The sequence below is a fragment of the Achromobacter sp. K91 genome, from assembly GCF_003576205.1.
Classification (GTDB): domain Bacteria; phylum Pseudomonadota; class Gammaproteobacteria; order Burkholderiales; family Burkholderiaceae_B; genus Achromobacter; species Achromobacter aegrifaciens.
In genome coordinates this window covers 58,484-82,070 of sequence record NZ_QWFB01000012.1, presented here as the reverse complement: position 1 = coordinate 82,070, position 23,587 = coordinate 58,484, and the positions used below count along the sequence as shown (strand labels likewise).

At 68.4% G+C, this 23,587-nt stretch carries 25 protein-coding genes; 17 read left to right on the top strand and 8 right to left on the bottom strand.

Features of this window, described 5'->3' with window-relative positions:
- Nucleotides 1–117 precede the first annotated feature (117 nt).
- The 3 genes from hpnC to hpnE are packed head-to-tail and all read left to right on the top strand — an operon-like array spanning nucleotide 118 to nucleotide 3,132.
- Nucleotides 118–948, top strand: coding sequence for a squalene synthase HpnC (hpnC, locus tag DXK93_RS02690; RefSeq protein WP_054452442.1), 831 nt, complete (start codon nucleotides 118–120; stop codon nucleotides 946–948).
- Nucleotide 949: 1 nt separating this feature from the next.
- Nucleotides 950–1,813, top strand: a complete 864-nt coding sequence (hpnD, locus tag DXK93_RS02685; protein ID WP_054452444.1) for a presqualene diphosphate synthase HpnD — start codon at nucleotides 950–952, stop codon at nucleotides 1,811–1,813.
- Nucleotides 1,810–3,132 carry a hydroxysqualene dehydroxylase HpnE gene (hpnE, locus tag DXK93_RS02680; protein WP_119449290.1) on the top strand — a complete coding sequence of 441 codons (1,323 nt, stop codon included), beginning with the start codon at nucleotides 1,810–1,812 and terminating at the stop codon, nucleotides 3,130–3,132. Before hpnD ends, hpnE begins: the two co-directional genes overlap by 4 nt.
- 16 nt (nucleotides 3,133–3,148) lie before the next feature.
- On the opposite strand, the gene crcB is transcribed toward hpnE, so the two are convergent.
- Nucleotides 3,149–3,541: a fluoride efflux transporter CrcB gene (crcB, locus tag DXK93_RS02675; protein WP_054452448.1), complete on the bottom strand. Its 393-nt coding sequence runs from the start codon at nucleotides 3,539–3,541 to the stop codon at nucleotides 3,149–3,151.
- A gap of 6 nt (nucleotides 3,542–3,547) precedes the next feature.
- Nucleotides 3,548–4,102 (bottom strand): HdeD family acid-resistance protein, encoded by a 555-nt coding sequence (locus DXK93_RS02670; protein WP_054452451.1) that lies wholly within the window; start codon nucleotides 4,100–4,102, stop codon nucleotides 3,548–3,550.
- 187 nt (nucleotides 4,103–4,289) lie between these two features.
- Here DXK93_RS02670 and DXK93_RS02665 point away from each other — a divergent pair, with 187 nt between their 5' ends.
- The 5 genes from DXK93_RS02665 to DXK93_RS02645 are packed head-to-tail and all read left to right on the top strand — an operon-like array spanning nucleotide 4,290 to nucleotide 8,696.
- Entirely contained in the window at nucleotides 4,290–4,916 is a 627-nt protein-coding gene (locus DXK93_RS02665) for a PepSY-associated TM helix domain-containing protein (protein ID WP_054452454.1), read from the top strand.
- A 28-nt stretch (nucleotides 4,917–4,944) separates the two neighbouring features.
- The gene (locus tag DXK93_RS02660; protein WP_088158886.1) at nucleotides 4,945–5,460 is read left to right on the top strand and encodes a DUF2271 domain-containing protein; all 516 of its coding nucleotides are present in this window, start codon (nucleotides 4,945–4,947) and stop codon (nucleotides 5,458–5,460) included.
- Between the two features lie 20 nt (nucleotides 5,461–5,480).
- Nucleotides 5,481–6,281 carry a DUF4198 domain-containing protein gene (locus DXK93_RS02655; protein ID WP_054452460.1) on the top strand — a complete coding sequence of 267 codons (801 nt, stop codon included), beginning with the start codon at nucleotides 5,481–5,483 and terminating at the stop codon, nucleotides 6,279–6,281.
- 14 nt (nucleotides 6,282–6,295) lie between these two features.
- Nucleotides 6,296–7,321: an FAD:protein FMN transferase gene (locus DXK93_RS02650; RefSeq protein ID WP_119449289.1), complete on the top strand. Its 1,026-nt coding sequence runs from the start codon at nucleotides 6,296–6,298 to the stop codon at nucleotides 7,319–7,321.
- 4 nt (nucleotides 7,322–7,325) lie between these two features.
- Nucleotides 7,326–8,696: a sulfite reductase subunit alpha gene (locus tag DXK93_RS02645; protein WP_119449288.1), complete on the top strand. Its 1,371-nt coding sequence runs from the start codon at nucleotides 7,326–7,328 to the stop codon at nucleotides 8,694–8,696.
- A gap of 7 nt (nucleotides 8,697–8,703) precedes the next feature.
- On the opposite strand, the gene DXK93_RS02640 is transcribed toward DXK93_RS02645, so the two are convergent.
- Together DXK93_RS02640 and DXK93_RS02635 are read right to left on the bottom strand one after the other, a co-directional pair.
- Nucleotides 8,704–9,663: a tripartite tricarboxylate transporter substrate binding protein BugE gene (locus DXK93_RS02640; protein WP_054452466.1), complete on the bottom strand. Its 960-nt coding sequence runs from the start codon at nucleotides 9,661–9,663 to the stop codon at nucleotides 8,704–8,706.
- 32 nt (nucleotides 9,664–9,695) lie between these two features.
- Nucleotides 9,696–11,195 carry an amidohydrolase family protein gene (locus DXK93_RS02635; RefSeq protein ID WP_119449287.1) on the bottom strand — a complete coding sequence of 500 codons (1,500 nt, stop codon included), beginning with the start codon at nucleotides 11,193–11,195 and terminating at the stop codon, nucleotides 9,696–9,698.
- Between the two features lie 126 nt (nucleotides 11,196–11,321).
- Here DXK93_RS02635 and DXK93_RS02630 point away from each other — a divergent pair, with 126 nt between their 5' ends.
- Nucleotides 11,322–12,287 (top strand): LysR family transcriptional regulator, encoded by a 966-nt coding sequence (locus tag DXK93_RS02630; protein WP_054452471.1) that lies wholly within the window; start codon nucleotides 11,322–11,324, stop codon nucleotides 12,285–12,287.
- A gap of 18 nt (nucleotides 12,288–12,305) precedes the next feature.
- Here the strand turns inward: DXK93_RS02630 and DXK93_RS02625 are convergent, their stop codons facing one another.
- From DXK93_RS02625 to DXK93_RS02615, 3 genes are read right to left on the bottom strand one after another with little or no spacing between them, the layout of a single operon-like run.
- On the bottom strand, nucleotides 12,306–12,749 hold the full coding sequence (locus tag DXK93_RS02625; RefSeq protein ID WP_054452474.1) for an SRPBCC family protein: 444 nt from the start codon (nucleotides 12,747–12,749) through the stop codon (nucleotides 12,306–12,308).
- A gap of 56 nt (nucleotides 12,750–12,805) precedes the next feature.
- A complete protein-coding gene (locus DXK93_RS02620; RefSeq protein WP_054452477.1) occupies nucleotides 12,806–13,636 on the bottom strand; it encodes a phosphoenolpyruvate hydrolase family protein in 831 nt (276 codons plus the stop codon).
- A gap of 11 nt (nucleotides 13,637–13,647) precedes the next feature.
- Entirely contained in the window at nucleotides 13,648–14,859 is a 1,212-nt protein-coding gene (locus DXK93_RS02615) for a Tm-1-like ATP-binding domain-containing protein (RefSeq protein WP_119449286.1), read from the bottom strand.
- 147 nt (nucleotides 14,860–15,006) lie between these two features.
- On the opposite strand from DXK93_RS02615, the gene DXK93_RS02610 reads away from it, so the two are divergent.
- Nucleotides 15,007–15,654: a TetR/AcrR family transcriptional regulator gene (locus DXK93_RS02610; protein ID WP_054453648.1), complete on the top strand. Its 648-nt coding sequence runs from the start codon at nucleotides 15,007–15,009 to the stop codon at nucleotides 15,652–15,654.
- Between the two features lie 6 nt (nucleotides 15,655–15,660).
- On the opposite strand, the gene DXK93_RS02605 is transcribed toward DXK93_RS02610, so the two are convergent.
- Nucleotides 15,661–16,479 (bottom strand): IclR family transcriptional regulator C-terminal domain-containing protein, encoded by an 819-nt coding sequence (locus DXK93_RS02605; protein ID WP_119449285.1) that lies wholly within the window; start codon nucleotides 16,477–16,479, stop codon nucleotides 15,661–15,663.
- A gap of 140 nt (nucleotides 16,480–16,619) precedes the next feature.
- Here DXK93_RS02605 and DXK93_RS02600 point away from each other — a divergent pair, with 140 nt between their 5' ends.
- The 7 genes from DXK93_RS02600 (at nucleotide 16,620) to DXK93_RS02570 (ending at nucleotide 23,561) form a co-directional block, all read left to right on the top strand.
- Nucleotides 16,620–18,197 carry an alkaline phosphatase family protein gene (locus DXK93_RS02600; protein WP_054452483.1) on the top strand — a complete coding sequence of 526 codons (1,578 nt, stop codon included), beginning with the start codon at nucleotides 16,620–16,622 and terminating at the stop codon, nucleotides 18,195–18,197.
- Nucleotides 18,198–18,248: 51 nt separating this feature from the next.
- The gene (locus DXK93_RS02595; protein WP_119449284.1) at nucleotides 18,249–19,217 is read left to right on the top strand and encodes a tripartite tricarboxylate transporter substrate binding protein; all 969 of its coding nucleotides are present in this window, start codon (nucleotides 18,249–18,251) and stop codon (nucleotides 19,215–19,217) included.
- Nucleotides 19,218–19,288: 71 nt separating this feature from the next.
- Nucleotides 19,289–19,783 carry a hydroxyquinol 1,2-dioxygenase gene (locus tag DXK93_RS02590; protein ID WP_119449283.1) on the top strand — a complete coding sequence of 165 codons (495 nt, stop codon included), beginning with the start codon at nucleotides 19,289–19,291 and terminating at the stop codon, nucleotides 19,781–19,783.
- Between the two features lie 34 nt (nucleotides 19,784–19,817).
- Nucleotides 19,818–20,837: a hydroxyquinol 1,2-dioxygenase gene (locus tag DXK93_RS02585; protein WP_054452490.1), complete on the top strand. Its 1,020-nt coding sequence runs from the start codon at nucleotides 19,818–19,820 to the stop codon at nucleotides 20,835–20,837.
- 35 nt (nucleotides 20,838–20,872) lie between these two features.
- Entirely contained in the window at nucleotides 20,873–22,333 is a 1,461-nt protein-coding gene (locus tag DXK93_RS02580) for an aldehyde dehydrogenase family protein (RefSeq protein WP_119449282.1), read from the top strand.
- A gap of 9 nt (nucleotides 22,334–22,342) precedes the next feature.
- Nucleotides 22,343–23,215, top strand: coding sequence for an intradiol ring-cleavage dioxygenase (locus DXK93_RS02575; protein ID WP_119449281.1), 873 nt, complete (start codon nucleotides 22,343–22,345; stop codon nucleotides 23,213–23,215).
- Nucleotides 23,190–23,561, top strand: coding sequence for a Rieske 2Fe-2S domain-containing protein (locus tag DXK93_RS02570; RefSeq protein WP_054452499.1), 372 nt, complete (start codon nucleotides 23,190–23,192; stop codon nucleotides 23,559–23,561). Before DXK93_RS02575 ends, DXK93_RS02570 begins: the two co-directional genes overlap by 26 nt.
- The last annotated feature ends 26 nt before the right edge of the window (nucleotides 23,562–23,587 follow it).

The window sequence follows — 23,587 nt, the reverse complement described above, 5'->3', positions numbered from 1 at the left end:
TGTGGCGCTTAAGTCTAACTGATCCGCGTCCCGCACGGCATGGCGCCGTGCCGCCGGAATGCGACTACTCTAAAATGGATCGGTCCAGGCCTCCAGGCCAGATCCGCAATTCCAAATATGCCCATCGATCACTACGAGAACTTTCCCGTCGCCTCGCTGCTGCTGCCGCGCAGGCTGCGCGGCGCCGTGACCGATATCTACCGTTTCGCCCGCGCAGCGGACGATATCGCCGACGAAGGCAGCGCCACCGACGCGGAACGGCTGAGCCAGCTGGCCGCGTTCCGCGCCGAGCTGCACCGCATCGGCGCCGAACCAGGCGCCACGCCCGAACCCGGCTCGCCCGAACTGGCCGGCATCTTCGTGCCGCTCGCGGCCACCATCGCGCGCCACCAGTTGCCCATCACGCCGTTCTACGACCTTTTGTCCGCCTTCGAACAGGACATCAGCGTCAAGCGCTACGAAGACTACGCCACGCTGGCGGACTACTGCACCCGCTCCGCCAACCCTGTGGGCAGGCTGATGCTGCACCTGTTCGAAGCCACCAATCCGCATAACGTGACCGAGGCCGACGCCATCTGCACCGGCCTGCAGCTGGTGAATTTCTGGCAGGATGTACGGGTGGACTGGCACAAGCAGCGCGTCTACCTGCCGCAGGAAGACCTGCGCCGCCACGGCGTGACGGACGAGGACCTGGCCGCCTGCCGGTTGACACCCGCCTGGCGCGACCTGATGGCCTTCGAAGTCGAACGCGCCCGCGCACTGCTACACTTCGGCGCTCCGCTGGCGCGCCGCCTGCCGGGCCGCATGGGCCTGGAGCTGCGTCTGGTGGTGCAAGGCGGGCTGCGCGTGCTGGAGCGTATCGAGGCGGGCGGCTACGATGTATTCATGAATCGCCCCGAATTGGGCGCCAAAGATTGGGCCATCATGTTGTGGCGCGCAATTACCTGATATGACCCCTGACGAATATTGCCAGGAGAAAGCCGCCAAGAGCGGTTCCAGCTTCTACTACTCGTTCCTCTTCCTGCCGCCCGAGCGGCGGCGCGCCATCACGGCGCTGTATGCGTATTGCCGCGAAGTGGATGACGTGGTCGACGAATGCACCGACCCGTCGCTGGCCCGCGTCAAGCTGGCCTGGTGGCGCACGCAGGTCGACCAGATGTACAACGGCAATCCGGACCACCCGGTGACGCGCGCGCTGCAGCCGCACCTGCAAAGCTGTTCGATCACGCGCGAACGCCTGCTGGCCGTCATCGACGGCATGGAAATGGACCTGGACCAGACCCGTTACCTGGACTGGCCGGGCCTGCGCAAATACTGCTGGCACGCCGCCGGCGTGGTGGGCGAACTGTCGGCCGGCGTCTTCGGCTACTCCGACCCCAAGACCCTGGTCTACGCGGAAAAGCTGGGCCTGGCGTTCCAGATGACCAACATCATCCGCGACGTGGGCGACGACGCCCGGCGCGGCCGCATCTACCTGCCGGTCAACGACATGCAGCAATTCGAGGTCAAGGCCTCGGACATCCTGAACGGCGAGTACTCCGACCGCTTCAGCGCGCTGATGAAGTTCCAGGCCGAGCGCGCCCGCGGACTGTACCGCGAGGCCATGAGCAACCTGCCCGAGGCGGACCGCCGCGCGCAGCGCCCGGGCCTGATGATGGCGGCCATCTACCACGCGCTGCTCGACGAGATCGAGCGCGACAACTGGCAGGTGCTGCATCAGCGCATCTCGCTCACCCCTTTGCGCAAGCTGTGGCTCGCCTGGAAGACCTGGGTGGGCGGCGGACGCGGACTGGTCCGCCGGTTGGCGCGGTGAAGGCCGCGGTCATCGGCGCTGGCTGGGCTGGCCTGGCAGCCAGCGTCGCCCTGCGCGAAGCCGGCGCCAAAGTCACCGTCTTCGAAGCCGGCCATACGCCGGGCGGCCGCGCCCGGCGCGTCTTCCACACCGATTTCGACGCGCCGCTGGACAACGGCCAGCACCTGCTGTCGGGCGCCTACAAGCACACGCTGGCGCTGATGCGCCGCGTCGGCCGCAACCCGGACGCCTTGCTGATGCGCCGGCCGCTGCAGCTGGCCAGCCTGGACGGCCGCTTCCGCCTGGCCGCGCCGCGGCTGCCGGCCCCATTGCACATGGCGGCGGCGATCCTGCGCGCGCGCGGCCTGGCCTGGAAGGACCGCCTGGCGACGCTGCGCCTGATGCGCGGCCTGAAGACCATGTCCTGGACGCCGCCGCGCGAATGGACCGTCCTGCACCTGCTGCACTACCACGCGCAATCGGATGCGCTGATCCGCCAGGTCTGGGAACCGCTATGCCTGGCCGCGCTGAACACGCCAACCGCCACGGCCAGCGCCGCGCTGTTCGCGCGCGTGCTGCGCGACAGCCTGACCGGCAGCCGCGAAAACAGCGACATGCTGCTGCCCTGCACCGACCTGTCCGCGCTCTGGCCCGACGCCGCCGCGCGCCAGGTGACCATGCGCTACGGCAGCACCGTGCGCCAGCTCCGCCCGTCCGCTGAAGGCATCGACATCAACCAGGAACGGTTCGACGCGGCCGTGCTGGCGGTGCCGCCCGCCTTTGCCGCACGGCTGCTCGACGCCCCGCTGCGGGAAGCGGGCGCCACCGGGCTGCTGGATGCGCTCAAGGCATTCGATTACATGCCCATCGCCACGCTGAACCTGCGGCTGCAGGATCCCTGGCGCCTGCCCGAACCCATGATGATGCTGCGCGAGGAATCCGCCCGCGACCACTACGGCCAATGGCTGTTCGACCGCGCGCAGCTGGCCGGCGACACCAAGGCCGGCGAACTGGCCGTGGTGACCAGCGCGGCCACCGGCATCGCGGAACGCAACCGCCGGCAGGTCATCGAAGCGCTGATCGACCAGGTGGCCGAACAGGCGGCGCGCCATCCCGCGCGCCTGCCGGCCATGCCGGAAGTGACGGCCGCGGAACTGTTCATCGAGAAACGCGCCACCTTCGCGGCGGTGCCGGGCCTGACCCGGCCATTGAATTCCACGCCCTGGCCCACGCTGGCGCTGGCCGGCGACTGGACCGACACGGGCTACCCTGGCGTGCTCGAAGGCGCGGTGCGCAGCGGCCTGCAGGCCGCCCGCGTGCTGAATCCGGCAGCAGCCTGAACGCCGCCCGCAGGCCTTAGCGCAGCAGGCTGGCAGTGGCCAGCCCGGCCGCCGTCAGCAGCAGCGACCCGATCAGGCTGAACCCGGCATAGCCCAGCGCGCTGGCGTAGGCGCCGCGCTCCAGCATCGCCACCGTCTCGGCCGAAAAGGTCGAGAACGTGGTCAAGCCTCCCATGAAACCCGTGATCGCGCCCAACCGCACCCAGGCCGGCCATTCGGGATGCCCGGCCACCAGCGCCAGGACCAATCCGACCAGGTACCCGCCGGCCAGGTTCACCGCGAAGGTGCCCCAGGGCCAGGACTCCACGTTGAGCCACATGCTGACCAGCCAGCGGGTCCAGGCGCCGAACATGGCGCCCAGGCCCACGGCCAGGAAATTCAGGGGAATCAGGGTTTGGTATGCGGACATCGGATTTCAGGACGCCTTGTGCTGTTTGAGGCGGAAGGAAAAGACCAGCAGCAGTATGCCGAAAAACACGGCGTAGGCGCCGATGACCCAGACCAGCGCCAGCGCGCCCGCCCCCGGCTGCATGATCAGCATGCCGCCGAACAGGATGGACACCAGGCCCGAGAGGCCGAGCAACCACTCGTTGCGGATGTCCTTGCGGAAACGGATGGCGGCGACAACCTGGAATATGCCGGACACCAGCGCCCAGATCGCAATGATGTAGAGCAGGACGAGCGCGGTCAGGCCTGGATAGAGGAAGGTGACGATGCCGGCCGCGATCCCCAGCAGGCCCACGATGATGAGCGCCCACAAAGGTTTGCCGTTGTCGCGGATGCGCACGCCGGCGACCAGGGCCAGCACGCCGTCCACCAGCGCGAAAGCGCCCCACACCAGCACCAGCGCGGACAAGGTGATGGCAGGCATGAGCAAGGCCATGAGCCCGAACAGGATGGCGACGACGCCGCGCAACGCCACCCAACCCCAATGACGACCGATCTGATCCACGACTTGCTGTTCAAGCATGACGACCTCCGGTGTTTGTAACGGGTGGCCTATCTTATCGCCGCTGGCAGGCAGGCGCCACGACGCGCCCTTTTCTGCCGACGCTTGCCCCGAAACCAATTGAAATTTCCTTGGGCGGACCACGGAGGCATTTATAAGAGTCATTCTCATTAAATGTTAGAATCCGCGGGCTTTCACCCTATACCCCATGGACAGTCAACCCACTCCCCGCCGCCGGGCCTATTGGCTCAAGACGCTGCACCAATGGCATTGGATCAGCTCGGCGCTGTGCCTGCTGGGCATGCTGTTGTTCGCGGTGACGGGCCTGACCCTGAACAATGCCTCGCATATCGAGTCCCGGGCGGTCGTGACCAGCCGCGAGGCCCGCATGCCGGACGCCGTGCTGCAACAACTGTCCCCCCCGCCAGCCCAAAAAAAAGCGCCGCTGCCCGCGCCCGTCGCGCAATGGCTGGACCAGACGCTGGATGCCTCCGCCGCCGGCAAACCGGCCGAGTGGTCGGCCGACGAGGTCTACCTGTCGCTGCCGCGCGCCGGCGGCGACGCCTGGCTGTCCATCGACCTGGCCAGCGGCGACGTGGAATACGAACGCACCGACCGCGGCTGGATCTCGTACCTGAACGACCTGCACAAGGGGCGCAACACCGGCCTGGCCTGGAGCTGGTTCCTGGACATCTTCGCCGTCGCCTGTCTGGTCTTTTCGCTGACCGGACTGGTGCTGCTCAAGATGCACGCCGGCAACCGCAGCGCGACCTGGCCCATGGTCGGCCTGGGCGTGGTGATCCCCGTGGTGCTGGCCCTGCTTTTCATACATTGATTCCAACGATCCGCCCCTGGAGATTTCCATGCGCAAGCTGTTGCTGTCGGCCCTGCTGGCCGGCCTGATCGCCCGAACGGCCCAAGCGGCCGACATCGGCCTGTCCATCGAGATCCCGCGCCTGGACGTGGCGGAATACCACCGCCCCTACGTCGCGATCTGGATCGAAAACCCGGATCAGAGCGTCGCGACCGACCTGGCCGTCTGGTACGACGTGGCCAAGAAGAATAACGAAGGCACGGAATGGCTCAAGGACATGCGCCAATGGTGGCGCCGCAGCGGCCGCAACCAGCAGTTCCCGGTGGACGGCGTCAGCGGCGCGACCAAGCCCGTGGGCAAGCATGCGCTGAGCTTTGACGCGGCCAGCAAGCCGCTGTCGGGCCTGAAGCCCGGCCAGTACGCCGTGGTGGTCGAAGCCGCACGCGAAGTCGGCGGCCGCGAGCTGCTGCGCATTCCCTTCCAATGGCCGCCGCAAAAGGCCGAGCAATTGACCGCGCGCGGCGAACACGAACTGGGCGCCATCGCGCTCGACCTGAAACCTTGAGATCCCCTAGGAGCGCAACGATGAAATCCGCCGCCAAACTGGCCGCCGCCCTGGCGCTGTGCCTGCCCTTCGCCTCCCAGGCGCATGACGTCTGGATGGTGCCGTCCTCGACGGTGCTGTCGGGCACCGACAGCTGGGTCACCGTCGACGCCGCCGTCGGCAACGACAAGTTCTATTTCAACCACGCCCCGCTGCGCCTGGACGGCCTGGCCGTGACTGCCCCGGACGGCAGCGCCGCCGAAGCCGAGAACATCAACAAGGGCAAGCTGCGCAGCACCTTCGACCTGCAACTGAAGCAGGCCGGCACCTACCGCGTGGCCGTGGTCAACGACGGCGTGTTCGCGCGCTGGAAGGAAGACGGCAAGAACAAGCGCTACTTCGGCAAGCCCGAAGGCCTGGCGCAGGCCGTTCCGGCCAAGGCCGATGAACTGGAAGTCTCGCAAAGCCTGGGCCGCGTCGAAACCTTCGTGACCGCCGGCAAGCCTTCGGCCGTCAAGCCGGTCGGCCGCGGCCTGGAACTGGCGCCCGTGACCCACCCGAACGACCTGTTCACCGACGAGCCCGCCACCTTCCAGATGCTGCTGGACGGCAAGCCCGCCGCCGAACTGGAAGTCAACGTGGTGCCCGGCGGCAGCCGTTATCGCGACAAGGTCGGCGAAATCCAGCTGAAGACGGACAAGGACGGCAAGTTCTCCGTGAAGTGGCCGCAGCCCGGCCTGTACTGGATCGAGGCCGGCATGGAAGACGCCAAGGTCAGCGTGCCGCAAGCCAAGAAGCGCCGCCTGTCCTACGCGGGCACGGTCGAAGTGCTGCAGCCCTAAGCCGCCGCAGGCGCATGGCCAACTCTCCTTCCTACGCCCAGCGCGGCGCGCCGGCCGCGGCCGTGCGCGTCGCCTATGGCGCCATGCCGGCAATGCCGGCGGCGCCCGCGGCGTTGGCCGGCGCCACCATGGGCACCACCTGGTCGGCGCGCATGGCGCTGCCGGCCGGACGCACGGAAGCCGCGGCGCGCCATGCCATCCAGGCGGCACTGGACGAAGTGGTCGCCCAGATGAGCACCTGGGAAGCGGATTCCGACATCACGCGCTACAACCAGGCCGCGGCCGGCTGGCAGGAATTGCCGGCGGAATTCTTCCATGTGCTGAGCCACGCGCTGGCGCTGGCCGGGGACACTGGCGGCGCGTATGACCCCACGGTAGGACCGCTGGTGAACGCCTGGGGATTCGGACCGCACCAGCGCGCCTTCGAGCCGCCCGCGCCTGCCGCCATCGAGGCGGCGCGCGCGCGCTGCGGCTGGCGCCGCGTGTGGCTCGACACCGACCGCCACGCCGCGCTGCAGCCGGGCGGCGCCTATCTGGATCTTTCCTCCATCGCCAAGGGTTACGGCGTGGACCGCGCCGCGATGGCGCTCGATGCCCTGGGCATCACCCAATACCTGGTCGAAGTGGGCGGCGAATTGCGCGCGCGCGGCAAACGGCCCGACGGCCAGCCCTGGCGCGTCGCGATCGAAGTGCCGGACGCGAGCGACGACCATGCGCTGGCCCTGCCGCTATCCGACCGCAGCATCGCCACCTCGGGCGATTACCGCCGCCACGCGGGCAACGGCGACGAGCGCTACGCCCACACCATCGATCCGCGCACCGGACTGCCGGTGCGCAACAATCTGGCCTCGGTCACCGTGCTGCATTCCGGATGCATGCAGGCCGACGCGCTCGCCACCGCCCTGACCGTGCTGGGCGAAGACGAGGGCCTGGCCTATGCGCGCCGCCACGATCTGGCGGCCTTGTTCATCCTGCGCGAGCGCGACGCCTGGCGCGTCGTCGCCACGCCCGCATTCCAGGCGCTTGCCGCCATAGCCTGACGACATGCCAGCAACCCGGTTGATCGCGGCAGCATGCGTGGTGGGCGCCTGGCTGCTTCTGTGCGTCTGGGCCCGCCGCCGCGCCAAGCGCCATCAGGCGCAGCAGGAGCAGGCCTTGCAAGCCCTGCAGGCGCCCGTCCCTGAAGACACCTTGCTGGTCGCCTATGCCACGCAGACCGGCTATGCCGAATCGCTGGCGGCGCAGACCGCCGAATCCCTGCGCGCGGGCGGCCTCGCCGTGCGCGTGGCCTCGCTGGAACAGCTGGATGCCAAGCGTCTTGCGGCGTATCGCCGCATGCTGTTCGTGGTCAGCACCTATGGCGAAGGCGATCCGCCCGACGCCGCCGCGGCCTTCGCCGAACAGATGCAGCAGACGGTCCCGGCGCTGGCCGGCGCGCATTACGCGGTGCTGGCGCTGGGCGACAGCGAATACGCCCAGTTCTGCGGCTTCGGCCATCGCCTGGACGACTGGCTGCACGCGCAGGGCGCGACGCCGCTGTTCGACCTGGTGGAAGTCGACAACGGCGACCCCGCCGCCCTGCGCCATTGGCAACACCACCTGGGCCTGCTGGCCGGACGCAGCGACCTGCCCGACTGGCAGGCGCCGGTGTACGAATCCTGGCGCCTGGCCGCGCGCGAGCAGCTCAATCCACATAGCCAGGGCGGCCCCTGCTACCTGCTGACGCTGACGCCGCCAGCCGATGGCGTGCGCGGCTGGCAGGCCGGCGACATCGCCGAGATCGGCCCGCGGCGCGAAGCCGGCGGCCCCTTGCTCGCGCACCGCGAATACTCGATCGCATCGCTGCCGGAAGACGGTTCGATCCAGTTGCTGGTGCGCCAGATGCGCGGCGCCGATGGCGCGCTGGGCCTGGGCAGCGGCTGGCTCACCCACATCGCCCAGCCCGGCGACGCGATCGACCTGCGCGTGCGCGTCAACCGCAATTTCCACGCGCCTGCCGACGACCGTCCGCTGCTGCTGGTGGGCAACGGCACCGGCCTGGCCGGCCTGCGCGCGCTGATCAAGGCGCGCCGCGCCGCGGGCCGCCGTCGCAACTGGCTGGTGTTCGGCGAACGCAATGCGGCGCATGACTGGTTCTGCCGGGAAGAGATCGACGCGTGGCGCGCCGACGGCACGCTGGAACGCGTGGACGCGGTGTTCTCGCGCGATCAGGCCGACCGCCGCTACGTGCAGCACCATCTGCGCGATGAGGCCCAGGCCGTGCGCGCCTGGGCCGATGCCGGCGCCGCGATCTACGTCTGCGGCAGCCTGCAAGGCATGGCCGGCGGCGTGGACGCCGCCCTGCAGGACATACTGGGCGCCGCGCGCCTGCAGGCCATGCAGCGCGACGGCCGCTACCGCCGCGACGTGTACTGAGCTGCGTTTACTGCAGCTTGATATCGGCCTTCTCGATCACGGTCTTCCAGCGGTCGCGCTCGGCGCGGATCTGCTGGCCGAACTCGGCCGGAGTATTGCCCAGCGGGAACGCGCCCGTCTCTTCCATCTTGGCCGCGGTCGCCGGATCGCGCACGGCGCGGGCGAAGGCGTCGGCCAGCTTGTCGCGCACGTCGTCAGGCATGCCGGCAGGTCCCACCACGCCGTACCAGGCCGTCACGTCGTAATCCTTGTAACCCTGCTCCGCGAACGTCGGCACGTCCGGCAGACGCGGGTTGCGCTGGGCGCCGGTGATGGCCAGGGCGCGCAGGTGATTGCTCTTCAGATAGGGCAGCGACGACGGGAAATTGTCGAAGATCACCGGCACCACGCCGCCCACCGTATCGGTCAGCGCGGGCGCCGAACCGCGATAGGAAATGCTGTTCATCTTGCCGCCGATGATCTGCAGGAACCAGATCATGCCCAGGTCGTTCACGCCGCCCGCGCCGGCATTGGCATAGCCGTCCTTGTTGGGATTGGCGCGCACGTGCTCGACGAACTCGGCCAGCGTCTTGGCTGGGAACTGCGGATTCACGCTGAGGATGTTGGGGCTGGTGACCAGGTTGCTGACGGGCGTGAAATCCTTCACCGGATCGTAAGCCAGCTTGGGGAACAGGTGCGGCGCGGTGCCGTGCGTGCTGACGGTGGCCAGGCCCACGGTGTAGCCGTCCGGCTTGGCCCGTGCGGTGGCGGTCATGCCTATGGTGCCGGACGCGCCCGTGCGGTTCTCCACGACGATCTGCTGGCCCAGGATCTCGCCCGCCTTGGCGGCCGCAAGCCGGCCCACGATATCGGTCGGGCCGCCCGCCGGGAACGGCACGATCAGCGTGATGGGATGGTCGGGAAAAGCCGCGTGGGCGGCGGGTAGCATGGCGGCCAGCGCCAGGGCTACGCAAGTCTTGCGCATCATGGGTATGTCTCCTGTACGGATGGTTGGAATTCTTATGTGGCCGCGCCGGCGGCGGCTTGCGCCATTGTTTCACGGCGCAGGATCTTGCCGGGGCGGGCCATCCCGGGGCGGGCCATGCCGGGCCGCGCCATGCCGGCTTCGGCCGGGAAGACCTGCTGGCCGTTGACCAGCACGTGCTCCACGCCCGCGGAAGCCAGCGTCGGCGCCTCCCAGGTGGCGCGGTCCTCGACCGTGTCGGCGTCGAACACGACGATGTCGGCCCAGGCGCCCTCGCTCAGCTGGCCACGCCCGGCCAGGCCGAACACGCGGGCCGGCAGGGACGTCATCTTGGCGACCGCGGTCTCCAGCGTCATCAGCTCGGCCTCGCGCACGTAGCGGCCCAGCACGCGCGTAAAGCTGCCCCACAGCCGGGGATGCGGATGCGCGTCGTTGGGCAGGCCGTCCGAGCCCACCATGCAGCATTCGTGCTGGAAGATGCGCTGGACCTCGGCCTCGTCCATGGCGAAGTAGATCGCGCCCGCGGGACACAGCCGCTGCGCCGCGGTGGTCTTGTCGCAGCCCCAGCGCGCCGCAATGTCGCTGAGAAACTGGCCGCCGCATTCGGGATGGGGCGTGGACCAGGTGATGCGTATGTCCTCGATGGTCTCGGCGCGCTCTGGAATCAGGATGGTGGAGCTGCCGGGGTACGGGTAGATGTCCAGCGCCACCTCGACGCCCTCGCCACGCGCGCGGTCGATGTTGGCCAGCGTGGCGCGGCTCTTGCCCCAGTTCTGCGGCATCATGCATTTGTGGTGCGACAGCACGGTGGCGCAACCGGTGTTACGACCAACCGAGAGCACCTCGTCGACGGCCGCCTCGACCTCGTCGCCTTCGTTGCGGATATGGCTGGTATGCATGGCGCCGCGCGCCGCCGCCACCCGCGCAAGCCCCTCCAGTTCAGCGGGATGCGCCGCGCCGCCAGGCTGGTAGGCCAGGCCCGTGCTGAAGCCCACCGCGCCCGCGGCCAGGGCTTCGTCCAGCATGCGCTGCATGCTGTCCTGTTCTTCGGCCGTAGGCTGCGCCGCGGGGTCGCGCATGGCGGCCAGTCGCAGGTTGGCGTGCCCCACCAGGGCCGCCACATTGATCATGGGCTGCTGCGCGCGCAACTCGCCGAAATAGGCCTGCATGTCGGCGAACAGCGGCGTCTCCCCCAGCAGGGCCAGCGCCGCGGCCGTATTGCCCGGCAAGGGCGCCGGGGCGCCGCTCACGCCGCAATTGCCCACCACCACCGAGGTGATGCCCTGGGTGGTCTTCCATTCCAGGCCGGGCCGCTCAACGAACATCAGGTCGTCGTGGCCATGCACATCGATGAAGCCGGGGGCCACGATCTTGCCGCGCGCGTCCACCCGGCGCGTGGCAGTCCTGCCCGACAGGTCGCCGATGGCGGCGATGCGCTCGCCCGCCACGCCCACGTCGGCGCGCCGACGTGGGCCGCCCAGGCCGTCGATGACCCAGCCGCCTTCAATGATCAGATCCAGAGGTTCCTGCCGCATGGTGCTCCCGCCTTGAGGGTGTCGCCGGCGGATACGCCAGGCCAGCGGACGCCGAAAGGGTCTAGTATCGTCGGCCCGATCAATCTGGGAAAATTGTTTTTATTGATCCATCTATCGCTATTTGAAATGAATCGTCTGCCCAAGCACGTCACCCTGAAGCACCTGACCGCCTTCGTCGCGGTGGCCCAGGAATCCAGCTTCACGCACGCGGCCAAGCGCCTCTTCCAGACGCAGTCGTCGGTGACCAGCCTGGTGCGGCAGCTGGAAGACGCGCTCGCCACGCAACTGTTCGCGCGCACCAGCCGGCGCGTGCTGCTGACGGCGGCCGGCGAGGAATTCCTGCCGCGCGTCATGCGGCTGCTGGCGGATTTCGATGGGGTGATAGACGACGTGCAGCGCTATGGCGCGCTGGAGCGCGGTCGGGTCGGGGTGGCGGCAGCGCCGTCTGCCATCACGCAGATCATCGCGCCCGCCGCCGCGGCGTTTTCCGCCCGCTACCCGGCGGTGCGCCTGTATCTCAGCGATGACAACTCCGGCCGCATCCAGCGCAAGGTCGCCGCGCGCGAGGTCGACTTCGGCCTGACCAGCCGCTGGGCCGACGCGCCCGGCCTGCAGTTCGACGCCCTGCTGGAAGATCGTTTCGGCGTGTTGTACCGGGAAGACGACGCCAGCCTGCGCCCCGCGCGCGACGGCACGATGCGCTGGTCGGACCTGGCCGGCCGCAAACTGGTGGGGGTGGTGGACGAGACCGGCATCATGGCGCTCTTGCGCGCCCGCGCCGACCTGCCGATAGAAGCCGGCGCGCCATTCTACGAAGCGTCCAGCACCACCTCGCAGGCGGCGCTGGTCCAGGCCGGCCTGGGCGTGGCGCTACTGCCTGCGCTGGCCGCGCAGCGGGTAATGGAGCCGGGACTGGCCTACGCATTGCTGGCGCGGCCCACGGTCGTGCGCACAGTCTGCATCATCCGGCACAAGGAATACCCCTTGAGCCCCGCCGCGCAGGCGCTGATTCGCGCCATCCACGACTACCTGCGCAGCGCGCCGCTGCCGGCCGGCTGCAAACGCATGCCGGCCAAGGGTTTGAAAGCCTGAAAGACAGGCTCGGCGCGATCAGGCTCCGCGCAGCTTCTCATCCAGCGCCGCCAGCCCCGCCGCGAACACGTTGCGGCCCACGGCGTTGGCCACGTCGCTCAGCTCCGCGCCCTCGACGCGGAAATCCGCCCACCACTCCACCAGCGTGTGGCCGCCCTCGGTGACGGCATGCAGGGACACGCCGGCGATGTAATCGCGCATGGGCAGGTCGGTCTCGATGATGGAATAGCGCAGCGCCGTGCCCGGATCGTCCAGCATCAGCAACTGCTCGCGGACGAAACCGGAAGGCTTGAGCGACAGGTGCCGCACGCTGCCTACGGCGTCATGGCGGCCGCCCTCTTCCAGGCGGCTTTCGGCGATGCCGGGATGCCAGGCGGCCAGGCCGTTGAAGTCGCGGAAACTCGCCCAGACTTTCTGAAGCGGCGCGTGGATGATGGCGCTGACGTGTACGGTATGCGGCATGCGGACTCCTGCGGGCGCGCGGCCCAGGGATGGAGAAAACGTCGGAAGCGACGGAATCAGAACGTCAGGCTCTTGAATTCGCGCGTTGCCGCGGTCAGTGCCTGTTCAGTGGGCAGCCGCTCCATCGAGCTGGCGCCATAGAAGCCATGGCAATGCTTGCACGCGCGCAGCACGTAGGCCGCGTCTTCGGGCGTGGCGATGGGACCGCCGTGGCACAGCACGATGATATCCGGGCGCACCGCCAGCGCGGCAGCGGCGATGCGGTCGATGGCCGCCACGCAACCGTCCAGCGTCTGCGCGGTCTCGGCGCCAATCGAGCCGCCGGTCGTCAGGCCCATATGGGCCACGATGATGTCGGCGCCGGCCTTCGTCATGGCGGCGGCGTCGTCCTCATTGAACACGTAGGGCGTGGTCAGCATGCCCTTCTTGTGGGCCAGTCGGATCATGTCCACTTCCAGCGCGTAGCCCATGCCGGTCTCTTCCAGGTTGGCGCGGAAGGTGCCGTCGATGAGGCCCACGGTGGGAAAGTTCTGCACGCCGGCAAAGCCCTGGCGCTTGAGGTCGTCCAGGAACACGTCGAAATCGCAGAACGGATCGGTGCCATTGACGCCGGCCAGCACCGGCGTCTTCTTCACCACCGGCAGGACTTCGCGCCCCATGTCCACCACGATCTCGTTGGCGTTGCCATAAGCCAGAAGCCCCGCCAGCGACCCGCGCCCCGCCATGCGGTAGCGGCCCGAGTTATAGATCACGATCAGGTCGATGCCGCCCGCTTCCTCGCACTTGGCCGACAAGCCGGTGCCCGCGCCGCCGCCGACGATGGGCGTGCGCGAGCGCACCATGGCGCGATACTTGTCCAGGAGTTCGTTGCGGTCAAAGCGCGGCATGGCGGCGGTCCTCAGTGTGTAGCGATTTCAAGAAATTGGTCGACCGCGGTCTGGGCGAAGAGCGGGTCGTTGATATGGCACGGCACGCGCACCAGACGGCGGTCGGCGGTCTGCACCAGATTCGCCTCCAGCGCCGCGTACAGCGCGGCGTCGGCTTCCGGATCCCAGAACGCCTGTCCCGGCGCGTCCAGCGCAGAGACGCCGCCCTCCGGGATCAGGAAGCGCACCGGGCCCTGGCATTGATTCAGCCTGGCGGCGATCCATTCGCCCTGGCGGGTGTTTTCTTCCACGGTGGTGCGCATCAGCGTCACCTGCGGATTGTGCGGATAGAACTTGCGGCCGCGGTAGCGTTCCGGAACGGTGTCCATGGCGCCGAAATTCACCATGTCCAGCGCGCCGCAGGAGCCCACGTAAGGCAGCCCGGTGCGGGCCACTGCGCCGAAGCGGTCCTCGGTGCAGGCCAGCACGCCGCCAAACAGGAAGTCGCAGACTTCGGTGGTGGTCAGGTCCAGCACGCCGCCCAGCAGATGGCTGTCCAGCAGCTTTTCCATCGACTGCCCGCCCGTGCCGGTGGCATGGAACACCAGGCAGTCGTAGCGGGACTCCAGCAGCGGCGTCACCTGCTGCACGCAGGCGGTGGTGACGCCGAACATGGTGATGCCCACGGCGGGCCGGCCGTCATCGGCCGTGGCGCTCGCCGCCTGTTTGAAGGCGCCGCCGATCGCGCCGGCGGCATTGGCCAGCACCCGGCGGGAAATGCGGTTCAGGCCCGCGACGTCGGTCACGGAATACATCATGGCGATGTCCGAGGGCCCGACATAGGGCGCGACATTGCCCGAGGCCATCGTCGACACCATCAGCTTGGGCGTGCCGATCGGCAGCGCGCGCATGGCGGGCGTGATCAGCGCGGTGCCGCCCGAGCCGCCCAGGCCCAGCAGCGCGCCTATCCCGGCGTTGCCGGCCGCGTAGCGTTCGAACGCCAGCGCCATGGCCGCGATGGCCGTGCCACGGTCGCCGGTGAAGACCGCGCCCGCGCCGCCCGGATGGCTGGCGGCCACCTCGCTGGCCTGCACCTGTGCAGCGCTGGCGGCGCCGGAAGTGGACACGTCCACCGATACCGGATCCAGTCCGTCCCGGCGCAGCAGGTCCATCACGTACTCAGCCTCTTGGCCCTTGGTGTCATAGGTGGCGGCCACGTAGATCCGCCGATTCGTATGCGTCATGACTCCTCCGCGGGCGGCTACACTCGGTGCGCGCCTCGATATGTGAGGCCGCGAGGCCTGTAGAATCTAGAAATGAGACGAAAGAATCATACTGAGACACCTGTCTCACGTCAAACTCCCGCCCCCTCCGCGGCCGGCACGGCGCGCCTGATCGCGCCGGCCAGTCCGCAAGCCGCCGCCAGCGGCGAACCGCCGCACGGGCCGCGCGCGCGCATGCGCAAGATCCTGCTGGATGCGGCGCAGCGGCTGATGGCCCAGGGCATCACACCGTCGGTGGCCGAACTGGCCGAACACGCGCAGGTATCGCGCGCCACCGCCTATCGCTACTTTCCCAGCCAGAGCGCGCTGATCGCAGCCGTGGTGGACGAGAGCCTCGGGCCCATCCTGGCCTGGGACTCTGCCGCGCCCGACGCCGCCGACCGCATCGACGAACTGCTGCGCTTCGCCTACCCCCGGCTGGCAGCGCACGAAGCGCCGCTGCGCGCCGCCATCATGGTGTCGCTGCAGCAGCACGCCGAAGCCAGCGCCGGACGCGCCGCAACCGAACCCCGGCTGGTGCGCGGCCATCGCGTCGACATCCTCAGGCGCGCCATCGCGCCGCTGGCGCCCGAGCTGACCCCGGCCCAGCTGGACCGCGTGGCCCAGGCCTTGTCGCTGGTCTATGGGACGGAGGTGTTCCTGGTGTTGAAGGACATCTGGAAACTGGAGCTGGCCGAACTCACGGACGTAGCGCGCTGGACCGCCCGCGCCATCATCGCGCAGGCGCGCGCAGAGGCGAAGGCCGCCAAAGCCTGAACGGCTTCAATCGCGCCGGTTCATCCCGGCGGAGATGGCCCGCGCCGTGCGGCACAGCGGCTCCAGGCACTGCTCCACCATCTGCCCGGCCGTGCGTACGCCCTGGATCCACACGATGTTGACGCAGCCGTAGAGCCGCCCCGGCGCGGCCAGGATAGGCAGGGCGATGGCCTCCAGCCTGTCGTTCTGGTCCTTGCGGGTCTTGTCGTAGTCGCCGCCAAAGCGCTGCTCGCGCAGGCCGTAGCCTTGGCGGCGTGTCTGCTCCAGCATTTTCTCCACGGCGGCGCAATCGTGGGCCAGCGCGTCGCCCTCGCGGCGGCTGCGGCGCAGCGCGGCCAGGATCGAATCGCGCTCTTTGTCGGCGCAGAACGCCAGATACGCGCGCCCCACTGCGGAGCGCAGCATGTTGATCTGGAAGCCGATGTTGTCGCGGCGGATGGTGAAGTACGACTGGCTGCGGTTGGTTTCGCGCACGATCATGGCGGTGCCGCGGCGCACCGTCAGGTCCGACGGCCACAGCACCTGCGCCTGCAGCCGGTCCAGCTCCGGCGCCGCGCACTGGCCCAGCAGATCCAGCACGCGCGCGCGCCGGCTGGGCTCGTTGAGCGAGCTGGCGGGGCAAAAATAGTCGTCCGCGATCCGCCGCCAGATCAGTCCGCGCAGTTGCAGCGTCGCCAGGATGCGCAGCAGCGTGGCCTTGGCGTAGCCGGTGCGCACATGCAGCTCCTGCAGGCTTGCGCCCTGCGTGGCGCGCACCTCGTCCAGCACGATCAGGCCGCGCTCCAGCGCGTCTATGGTCTTTACCTTCGGCGTCCAACGGCTCATTGCGCCCCCTCTTTCAGCACAACCGGAAATTTCACTCAGTGAAACTCTAGCAAAACCTGCTTGAGCCGCCCACCCCCCGCGAAATATCGTGGCGTCTAACGCAAGCCGCGGTGGCTGGCGGAACGGGAAGAGAGGCGGGAATGAGCGGACAGGCTGTACGCAATGTGCTCTGGATCATGTGCGACCAACTGCGCTGGGACTACCTGTCCTGCTATGGGCACCCGCGCCTGCGCACCCCCAATATCGATCGTCTGGCCGCCGAAGGCATGCGTTTCGACAATGCCTTCGTGCAGGGCCCGGTCTGCGGGCCGTCGCGCATGTCCTATTACACCGGCCGCTATGTCACCAGCCACGGTGCGGTGTGGAACTTCGTCCCCATGCCTGTCAGCGAAATGACGCTGGGCGACTACCTGCGCCCCCTGGGCGTGCGCGTGGCGGTGGCGGGCAAGACCCACGTGGAGGCCGACAGGTCCGGCATGCGGCGCCTGGGCATAGATCCGGCAAGCGCCAGCGGCCTGCTGGCCGCGCAAGGCGGCTTCGAGCCCTACGACCGCGACGACGGCATCTGGCCGCCGGGCTTCAGCGACGAATCGCACCACTACACGCAATACCTGCGCAAGCAAGGCTACGACGGCGCCAATCCCTGGCACGACCACGCCAACTCGGCGCTGGGCGCCAACGGCGAGATCCTGTCCGGCTGGAACATGCGCTATGCCGGCCTGCCGGCGCGCGTCGCGCAAGCCGACTCCGAAACGCCCTACATGACGCGGCGCGCGATCGAATTCATGGAGCAAAGCGGCGAGCAGCCCTGGGTGCTGCATCTGTCCTACATCAAGCCGCACTGGCCCTATGTCGCACCCGCGCCATACCACGCCATGTACTCGGCCGACGACATGCAACCCGCCAAACGCGCGGCGCGCGAACTCGAAAACGCGCATCCCGTGCTGCAGGGCTTTCGCCAGGCCGAGGTCAGCAGGAACTTTTCCTGCGACCAGGTGCGCGAGACCGTGATACCCACCTACATGGGCCTCATCAAGCAGGTCGACGACCAATTGGGCGTGCTGTTCGACTACCTGCGGCGCAGCGGCCGCGACCAGGACACCATGGTCATCTTCTGCAGCGACCATGGCGACTACCTGGGCGACCACTACCTGGGCGAGAAGGAATTGTTTCACGATTGCGTGGCCAAGGTGCCGCTGATCGTGCGTCTGCCCGGCGACGGCGCGCGCCGCGGCGTGGTGGAATCGCGGCTGGTGGAAGCGATCGACCTGGTGCCCACCATCCTGGACGCGCTGGGCGCCGAGATCCCCGACCACATCCTCGAAGGCCGTTCCCTGCTGCCGCTGCTGCGCGGCGAGGAACCCTCCGACTGGCGCCGCGCCGTGTTCTCGGAAAACAACTACGCGTTCCGCGACTTCGTACGCGAACCGCTGGGCCGTCCCGCCGACGGCTGCCACACCATCATGGTGCGCGACCACGATTGGAAGTACGTCCATTTCGAAGGCCTGCGTCCGCAGCTGTTCGATTTGCGCGCCGACCCGGACGAGTACGACGACCTGGGCGCGGATCCCGCGCACGCGTCCGTGCGGGAACGCTACCAGGCCATGCTGTTCGACTGGCTGCGCAACCGCAGGATCCACCCCACCGTCAGCCACGCCGCCATGACGGGATGGACACGCAAGGAGGACTCGGTCGGCATCCATATCGGCAGGTGGTAGCGCAGCGCGCCCGGACCAGGGCGCCTGAAAAAAATAAACTCAGGAGACAGCATGAAATCGCAATTACTTGCGCTGGCAGCCTGTATGGCCGCCAGCACGGCGTCGCACGTCCAGGCGCAGGAGGAGTGGCCCACGCGCGCCATCCGCATCGTCGTCGCCTTCCCCGCGGGATCGCCGGGCGACACCGCCGCGCGCATCGTGGCCGACGCCGTGGGGCAGTCGCTCAAGCAGCCGGTCATCGTCGAGAACCGCCCCGGCGCGGGCGGCAACATCGGCGCCGAAGCGGTGGTCCGTGCGCCCGCCGACGGCTACACCTTCCTCGAAGCGCCCGACACCGTCGTCACCATCAACCCCGCCATCTACCGCAAGCTGAATTTCAAGGCCGACGACCTGACGCCGGTGGTCGCGCTGGCGAACTTCAACCAGATGCTGGTGTGCTCGGCCGCCTCGGGCCTGAGCACGCTGGCGCAGCTGGACGCGCAAGCCAAGAAGACGCCCGGCGCCCTCAGCTATGCCTCCGGCGGCCAGGGCGTGCCTGGCCATCTGGCGATGGAGCTCTATCTGTCGGGCGCCGGCCTGGACATCCTGCACGTCCCCTACAAGGGGCCGTCGCCCGCCACGCAGGACGTGCTGGCCGGCCAGGTGCCCTGCGGTTATCTGGCCTCGCCGGTGGTCGCGCCCTACGTTGCGGCCGGCAAGCTCTACGGGCTGGCGGTGTCGGGCAGCGCGCGCTCGGTCCAGGCGCCGGACGTGCCGACCATGCAGCAGGCCGGCGTGGCCGGCTACGACGCCACCTTCCGCGAAATGCTGTTCGCGCCCAAAGGCACGCCGGCCGCCATCGTGCAACGCATGAATACGGAGGTGGCGCGCGCCCTGGCGCTTCCGGAGGTGAAGCAGAAGCTGCAAGGCAACGACCTCGATCCGCAGCCCGAATCGCCCGACGCCACTGCGCTGCGCTTGCGCGAGGACGCCGCCAAATGGACCGGCGTCATCCGCAAGATCAATCTCAAGGTGGACTGAGACGCCCGCCCCTTTCCCCCGTCCGCGCCTTTTCCGCCGCGCGGGCAGCAGTACCCGACACAGGAGGCACCATGAACACCGCAACACCGACCACCGTCTTCGGCTCGCTCAAGGATTACCGCAAGGGCTCGATCGAGATCACACAAGGCTCGCCGCGCCATTACGTCTTTTCCAACATTTTCGAGGTGGCCGCGAACTCGGCGCCCTACGAAAAGGTCGTCGTCGGCAAGAACCTGGAATACGTCATCGAAACGCTGCGCGCCGAAGGCGTATCGCCTTGGTACGCCTGCAGCCACGACGAGTTCGCGATCCTGATGGACGGCCAGGCCCAGGTCGAATTCCTGGCGCTGGACCAGCCGCCCCCCGCCGCTGACGGCACGGTGCTGGCGGGGACGGCCCCCGCCGGCAAGCCCATGGGCCGCGTGCTGCTGGGCCGCGGACACCAATGCCTATTGCCCGCCGGCTGCGCCTACCGCTTCACCGCACCGTATCCGGGCGTGCTGCTGATCCAGACCCGCGCCGGCGAATTGTCCGTCGAGAAGTGGGCGGACATCTGCCTGCAGTAAGCCGCCCCCCTTTTTCCTTTTCTGGAGTACCGATATGGCCATGCTGGACACCCCCGCTCCCGCCTCTTCCTTCGCCGCCGGCAAAGTCGTGGCTGGGCCCGCCGACGCCGTCACCGGCTACAAGCGCTTCGATCTCGGCGCGTTCACCTTCACCCGTGACGAATACTTCGTCAAGGTGCACTGGCCTTCCAAGGGCCAGACGCGCACCCACGCCATCGCGGCCGACGCTTTCCTGCGCGCGCTGATGCGCGACGTGGCCTGGGGCTTCTTCTACGGCTGGGTCAACTTCGACCACGTGTTCGGCACGCGCAACCACTACGGCAAGGTGGACGTCTACGCCGGCTCGTTCAACGGCGTCATGAAGGCCGCGGGCGTGGACTACACGGAAACCTTCGACACGCCGCTCATCATGGCCACCTTCAAGGCCATGCTGCACGACTGGACCAACGAAGGCTTCGATCCGTTCGCCGCGCCCGAGGAAACCGGCTCCGCCTTCGGCCGCAAGCACGGCGACAACATCGCCGCCATCGAGCGTTCGCGCATCGCCACGCGCCGCATGCCCGGCCTGCCGGAAGACTCGCCGCTGCGCGACGACCTGCCGGTCAACCGCGCCTTCGCCGACGTGACCCAGGATGAGCCGCAGATCCAGGCCGAACCGGGCTACGAAGGCGCGCTGCACGCGTTCAGCCTGTTCAAGTACCTGTCGCGCTCGGACGTGACCTGGAACCCCTCTGTCACCTCCGTCTGCGGCGCCAGCCTGTTCTGCCCCACCACCGAGGAGTTCATCCTGCCGGTGTTCCATGGCAATGACCGCGTCGAATGGTTCCTGCAACTGTCCGACGAAATCGTCTGGGACATCGGCGACAAGGACACCGGCGCGCCACGCGCCCGCGTCACCATGCGCGCGGGAGACATCTGCGCCATGCCCGCCGACATCCGCCATCAGGGTTATTCGACCAAGCGCTCGATGCTGCTGGTCTGGGAGAACGCCACCCCCGATCTGCCCCAGCGCTACGAAAGCGGCGAACTCGCGCCCTACCCCGTCGAGTTCTGAATCCGCCTCCTTCCACCCATCAAGTATCCAGAGCCATGCAGAACAAACTCTTTATCGACGGCCGTTTCGTGGACGCAGCCGCCGGCGGCACGATAGACGTGCTCAACCCGCACGACGGAACCCTCATCACTGCCATCGCCGCGGCCGAAGCCGAAGACGTGGACCGCGCGGTCGCGGCCGCGCAACGCGCCTTTCCCGCCTGGTCGCGCATGGCGGCGGCCGAACGCGGGCGCCTGCTGCTCAAGCTGGCCGACCTGATCGAAGCCAACGCGGAAGAACTGGCGCAGCTCGAAACGCTGGACACCGGCCATCCGATACGCGACACGCGCGGCCTGGACGTGCCGCGCACCGCCGGCTGCTTCCGTTACTTCGGCGGCATGGCCGACAAACTGCAAGGCAGCGTCATTCCGGTGGAAGCGGGCTTCCTCAACTACGTGCAGCGCGCGCCCATCGGCGTGGTCGGCCAGATCGTGCCGTGGAACTTCCCGCTGATGTTCACCAGCTGGAAGCTGGGGCCGGCGCTGGCGGCCGGCAACACGGTGGTGCTAAAGCCTTCCGAACTCACCCCCCTGTCGACCCTGCGTATCGCCGAACTGATGGCCCAGGCGGGCTTTCCCGAAGGCGTGGTCAACATGGTCCCCGGCTACGGCCACACCGCAGGCCAACGCCTGGCCGAGCATCCCGGCGTGGGCAAGATCGCCTTCACGGGGTCGACTGCCACCGGCCGCCGCATCGTGCAGGCGTCCCAGGGCAACCTCAAGCGGGTACAGCTGGAACTCGGCGGCAAGGGCGCCAATATCGTGTTCGACGACGCCAACCTCGACGCCGCCATCAACGGCGCGGCCTGGGCCATCTTCCACAACCAGGGCCAGGCCTGCATCGCAGGTTCGCGCCTGATGCTGCACGACAAGATCGCCGATGCCTTTCTGGAGCGCTTCACGGCGCTGGCGAATTCCATCCGCCTGGGCGACCCGCGTTCGCCCGATACCGAAATGGGTCCGCTGACCTCGGCGCAGCATCGCGACAAGGTCCTGTCCTACGTGGGCATTGCCGCCGAACAGGGCGCGCGCCTGCTGGCCGGCGGCCAGGCGCCCGGCGGCGAACTGGCCCGCGGCTACTACGTCGCGCCCACCATCGTCGAAGCCCGGCCCCAGGACCGCGTCGCGCAGGAAGAAGTCTTCGGCCCTTTCGTCACCGTGCTGCGCTTTGGCAGCGACGAGGAAGCGCTGGCCATCGCCAACGCCACCGATTACGGCCTGGGCAGCGGCCTGTGGACGCGCGACCTGGCCCGCGCCCACAAAATGGCAGGCGCCATCCACGCCGGCATGTGCTGGATCAACTGCTACAAGCGGGTCAATCCCGGCAGTCCGTTCGGCGGCGTGGGCCAGTCCGGCTACGGACGCGAAATGGGCTTCGAGGCCATGCATGACTACACTGAGGCAAGGTCCGTGTGGGTCAATGTGGACGCCGCCGTGCCGCCGCATTTCAAGCGCTGAGGAGCCGCCATGAACCCTGCCATGCCGAACGCCGAAACCGCCCTGACCGACACGGTCGCCGCCGCCTTCGCCCAGACGCCGGATCCCAGGCTGCGTCAGCTGATGCAGTCCCTGGTGCGGCATCTGCACGCCTTCGTTGCCGACGTCGAGCCCACCGAGGCCGAATGGATGTCCGCGATCCGGTTCCTGACCGAGACCGGCCAGATCTGTGACGGCGCGGTGCGGCAGGAATTCATCCTGCTGTCCGACACGCTGGGCGTATCGATGCTGGTGGACGCCATCAACCACCGCAAGCCGGGCCAGGCCACCGAGAGCACGGTGTTCGGCCCCTTCTACATGGCCGGCATGCCCGAGCGCGCGGCGGGCGAGGACATGGCGCAGACGCCAGGCGAGCCCGCGCTGGTGCATGGTCATGTGCGCGACACCGAAGGCCGGCCGCTGGCCGGCGCCGTGCTCGACGTGTGGCAGACGGCCGCCAACGGCATGTATTCGGGCCAGGACCTGGACCAGCCGCAGGGCAATCTGCGCGGCCGCTACCGCAGCGGCGAAGACGGCAGTTTCGCGATCCGCACCATCCTGCCGGTGTCCTATCCGATCCCGGGCGACGGTCCCGTCGGCCGCATGATGGCGGCGACCGGCCGGCACATCTTCCGGCCGGCGCATCTGCACTTCATGATCGATGCGCCTGGGCACCAGCGGCTGGTAACCCATCTGTTCAACGCCGGCGATCCGTATCTCGCGTCGGACGCGGTGTTCGGCGTGAAGCCCTCGCTGGTGCTGCAATACCGCCCGCAAGCTGCGGATTCCGCGCTGGGCAAGCGCTACGGCTTCGGGTCGGACTTCCACGAGGGGCGCTATGACTTCGTGCTGCCCCGCGCTTGAGCACGCCGCCGGGGCGGCGCTGTGCCGGGTCGAAGACATTCCGGATGGCGGCTCGCTGACGGCGGAGATGGGCGCGCAGCCGGTGGTCCTGCTGCGGCGGGGCCAGACGGTCTGGGGCTACGTCAACCGCTGCCCCCACTTCTCGGTGACGCTCAACGCGGCCGACGGCGCGGTCCTGACCTACGAAGCCCAGGTATTGATGTGCGCGCATCATTCGGCCCTGTTCCGCTTCGAGGACGGGCTGTGCATCGAAGGCCCCTGCCAGGGCGCGGCGCTCGATCCGCAACCGCTACGCGTGGACGCGGGACGCGTCTACGCGGCCGATTCGAATCTGAAAATCGATTGAAAGGTTGACGCCGCCGACAACAGTTG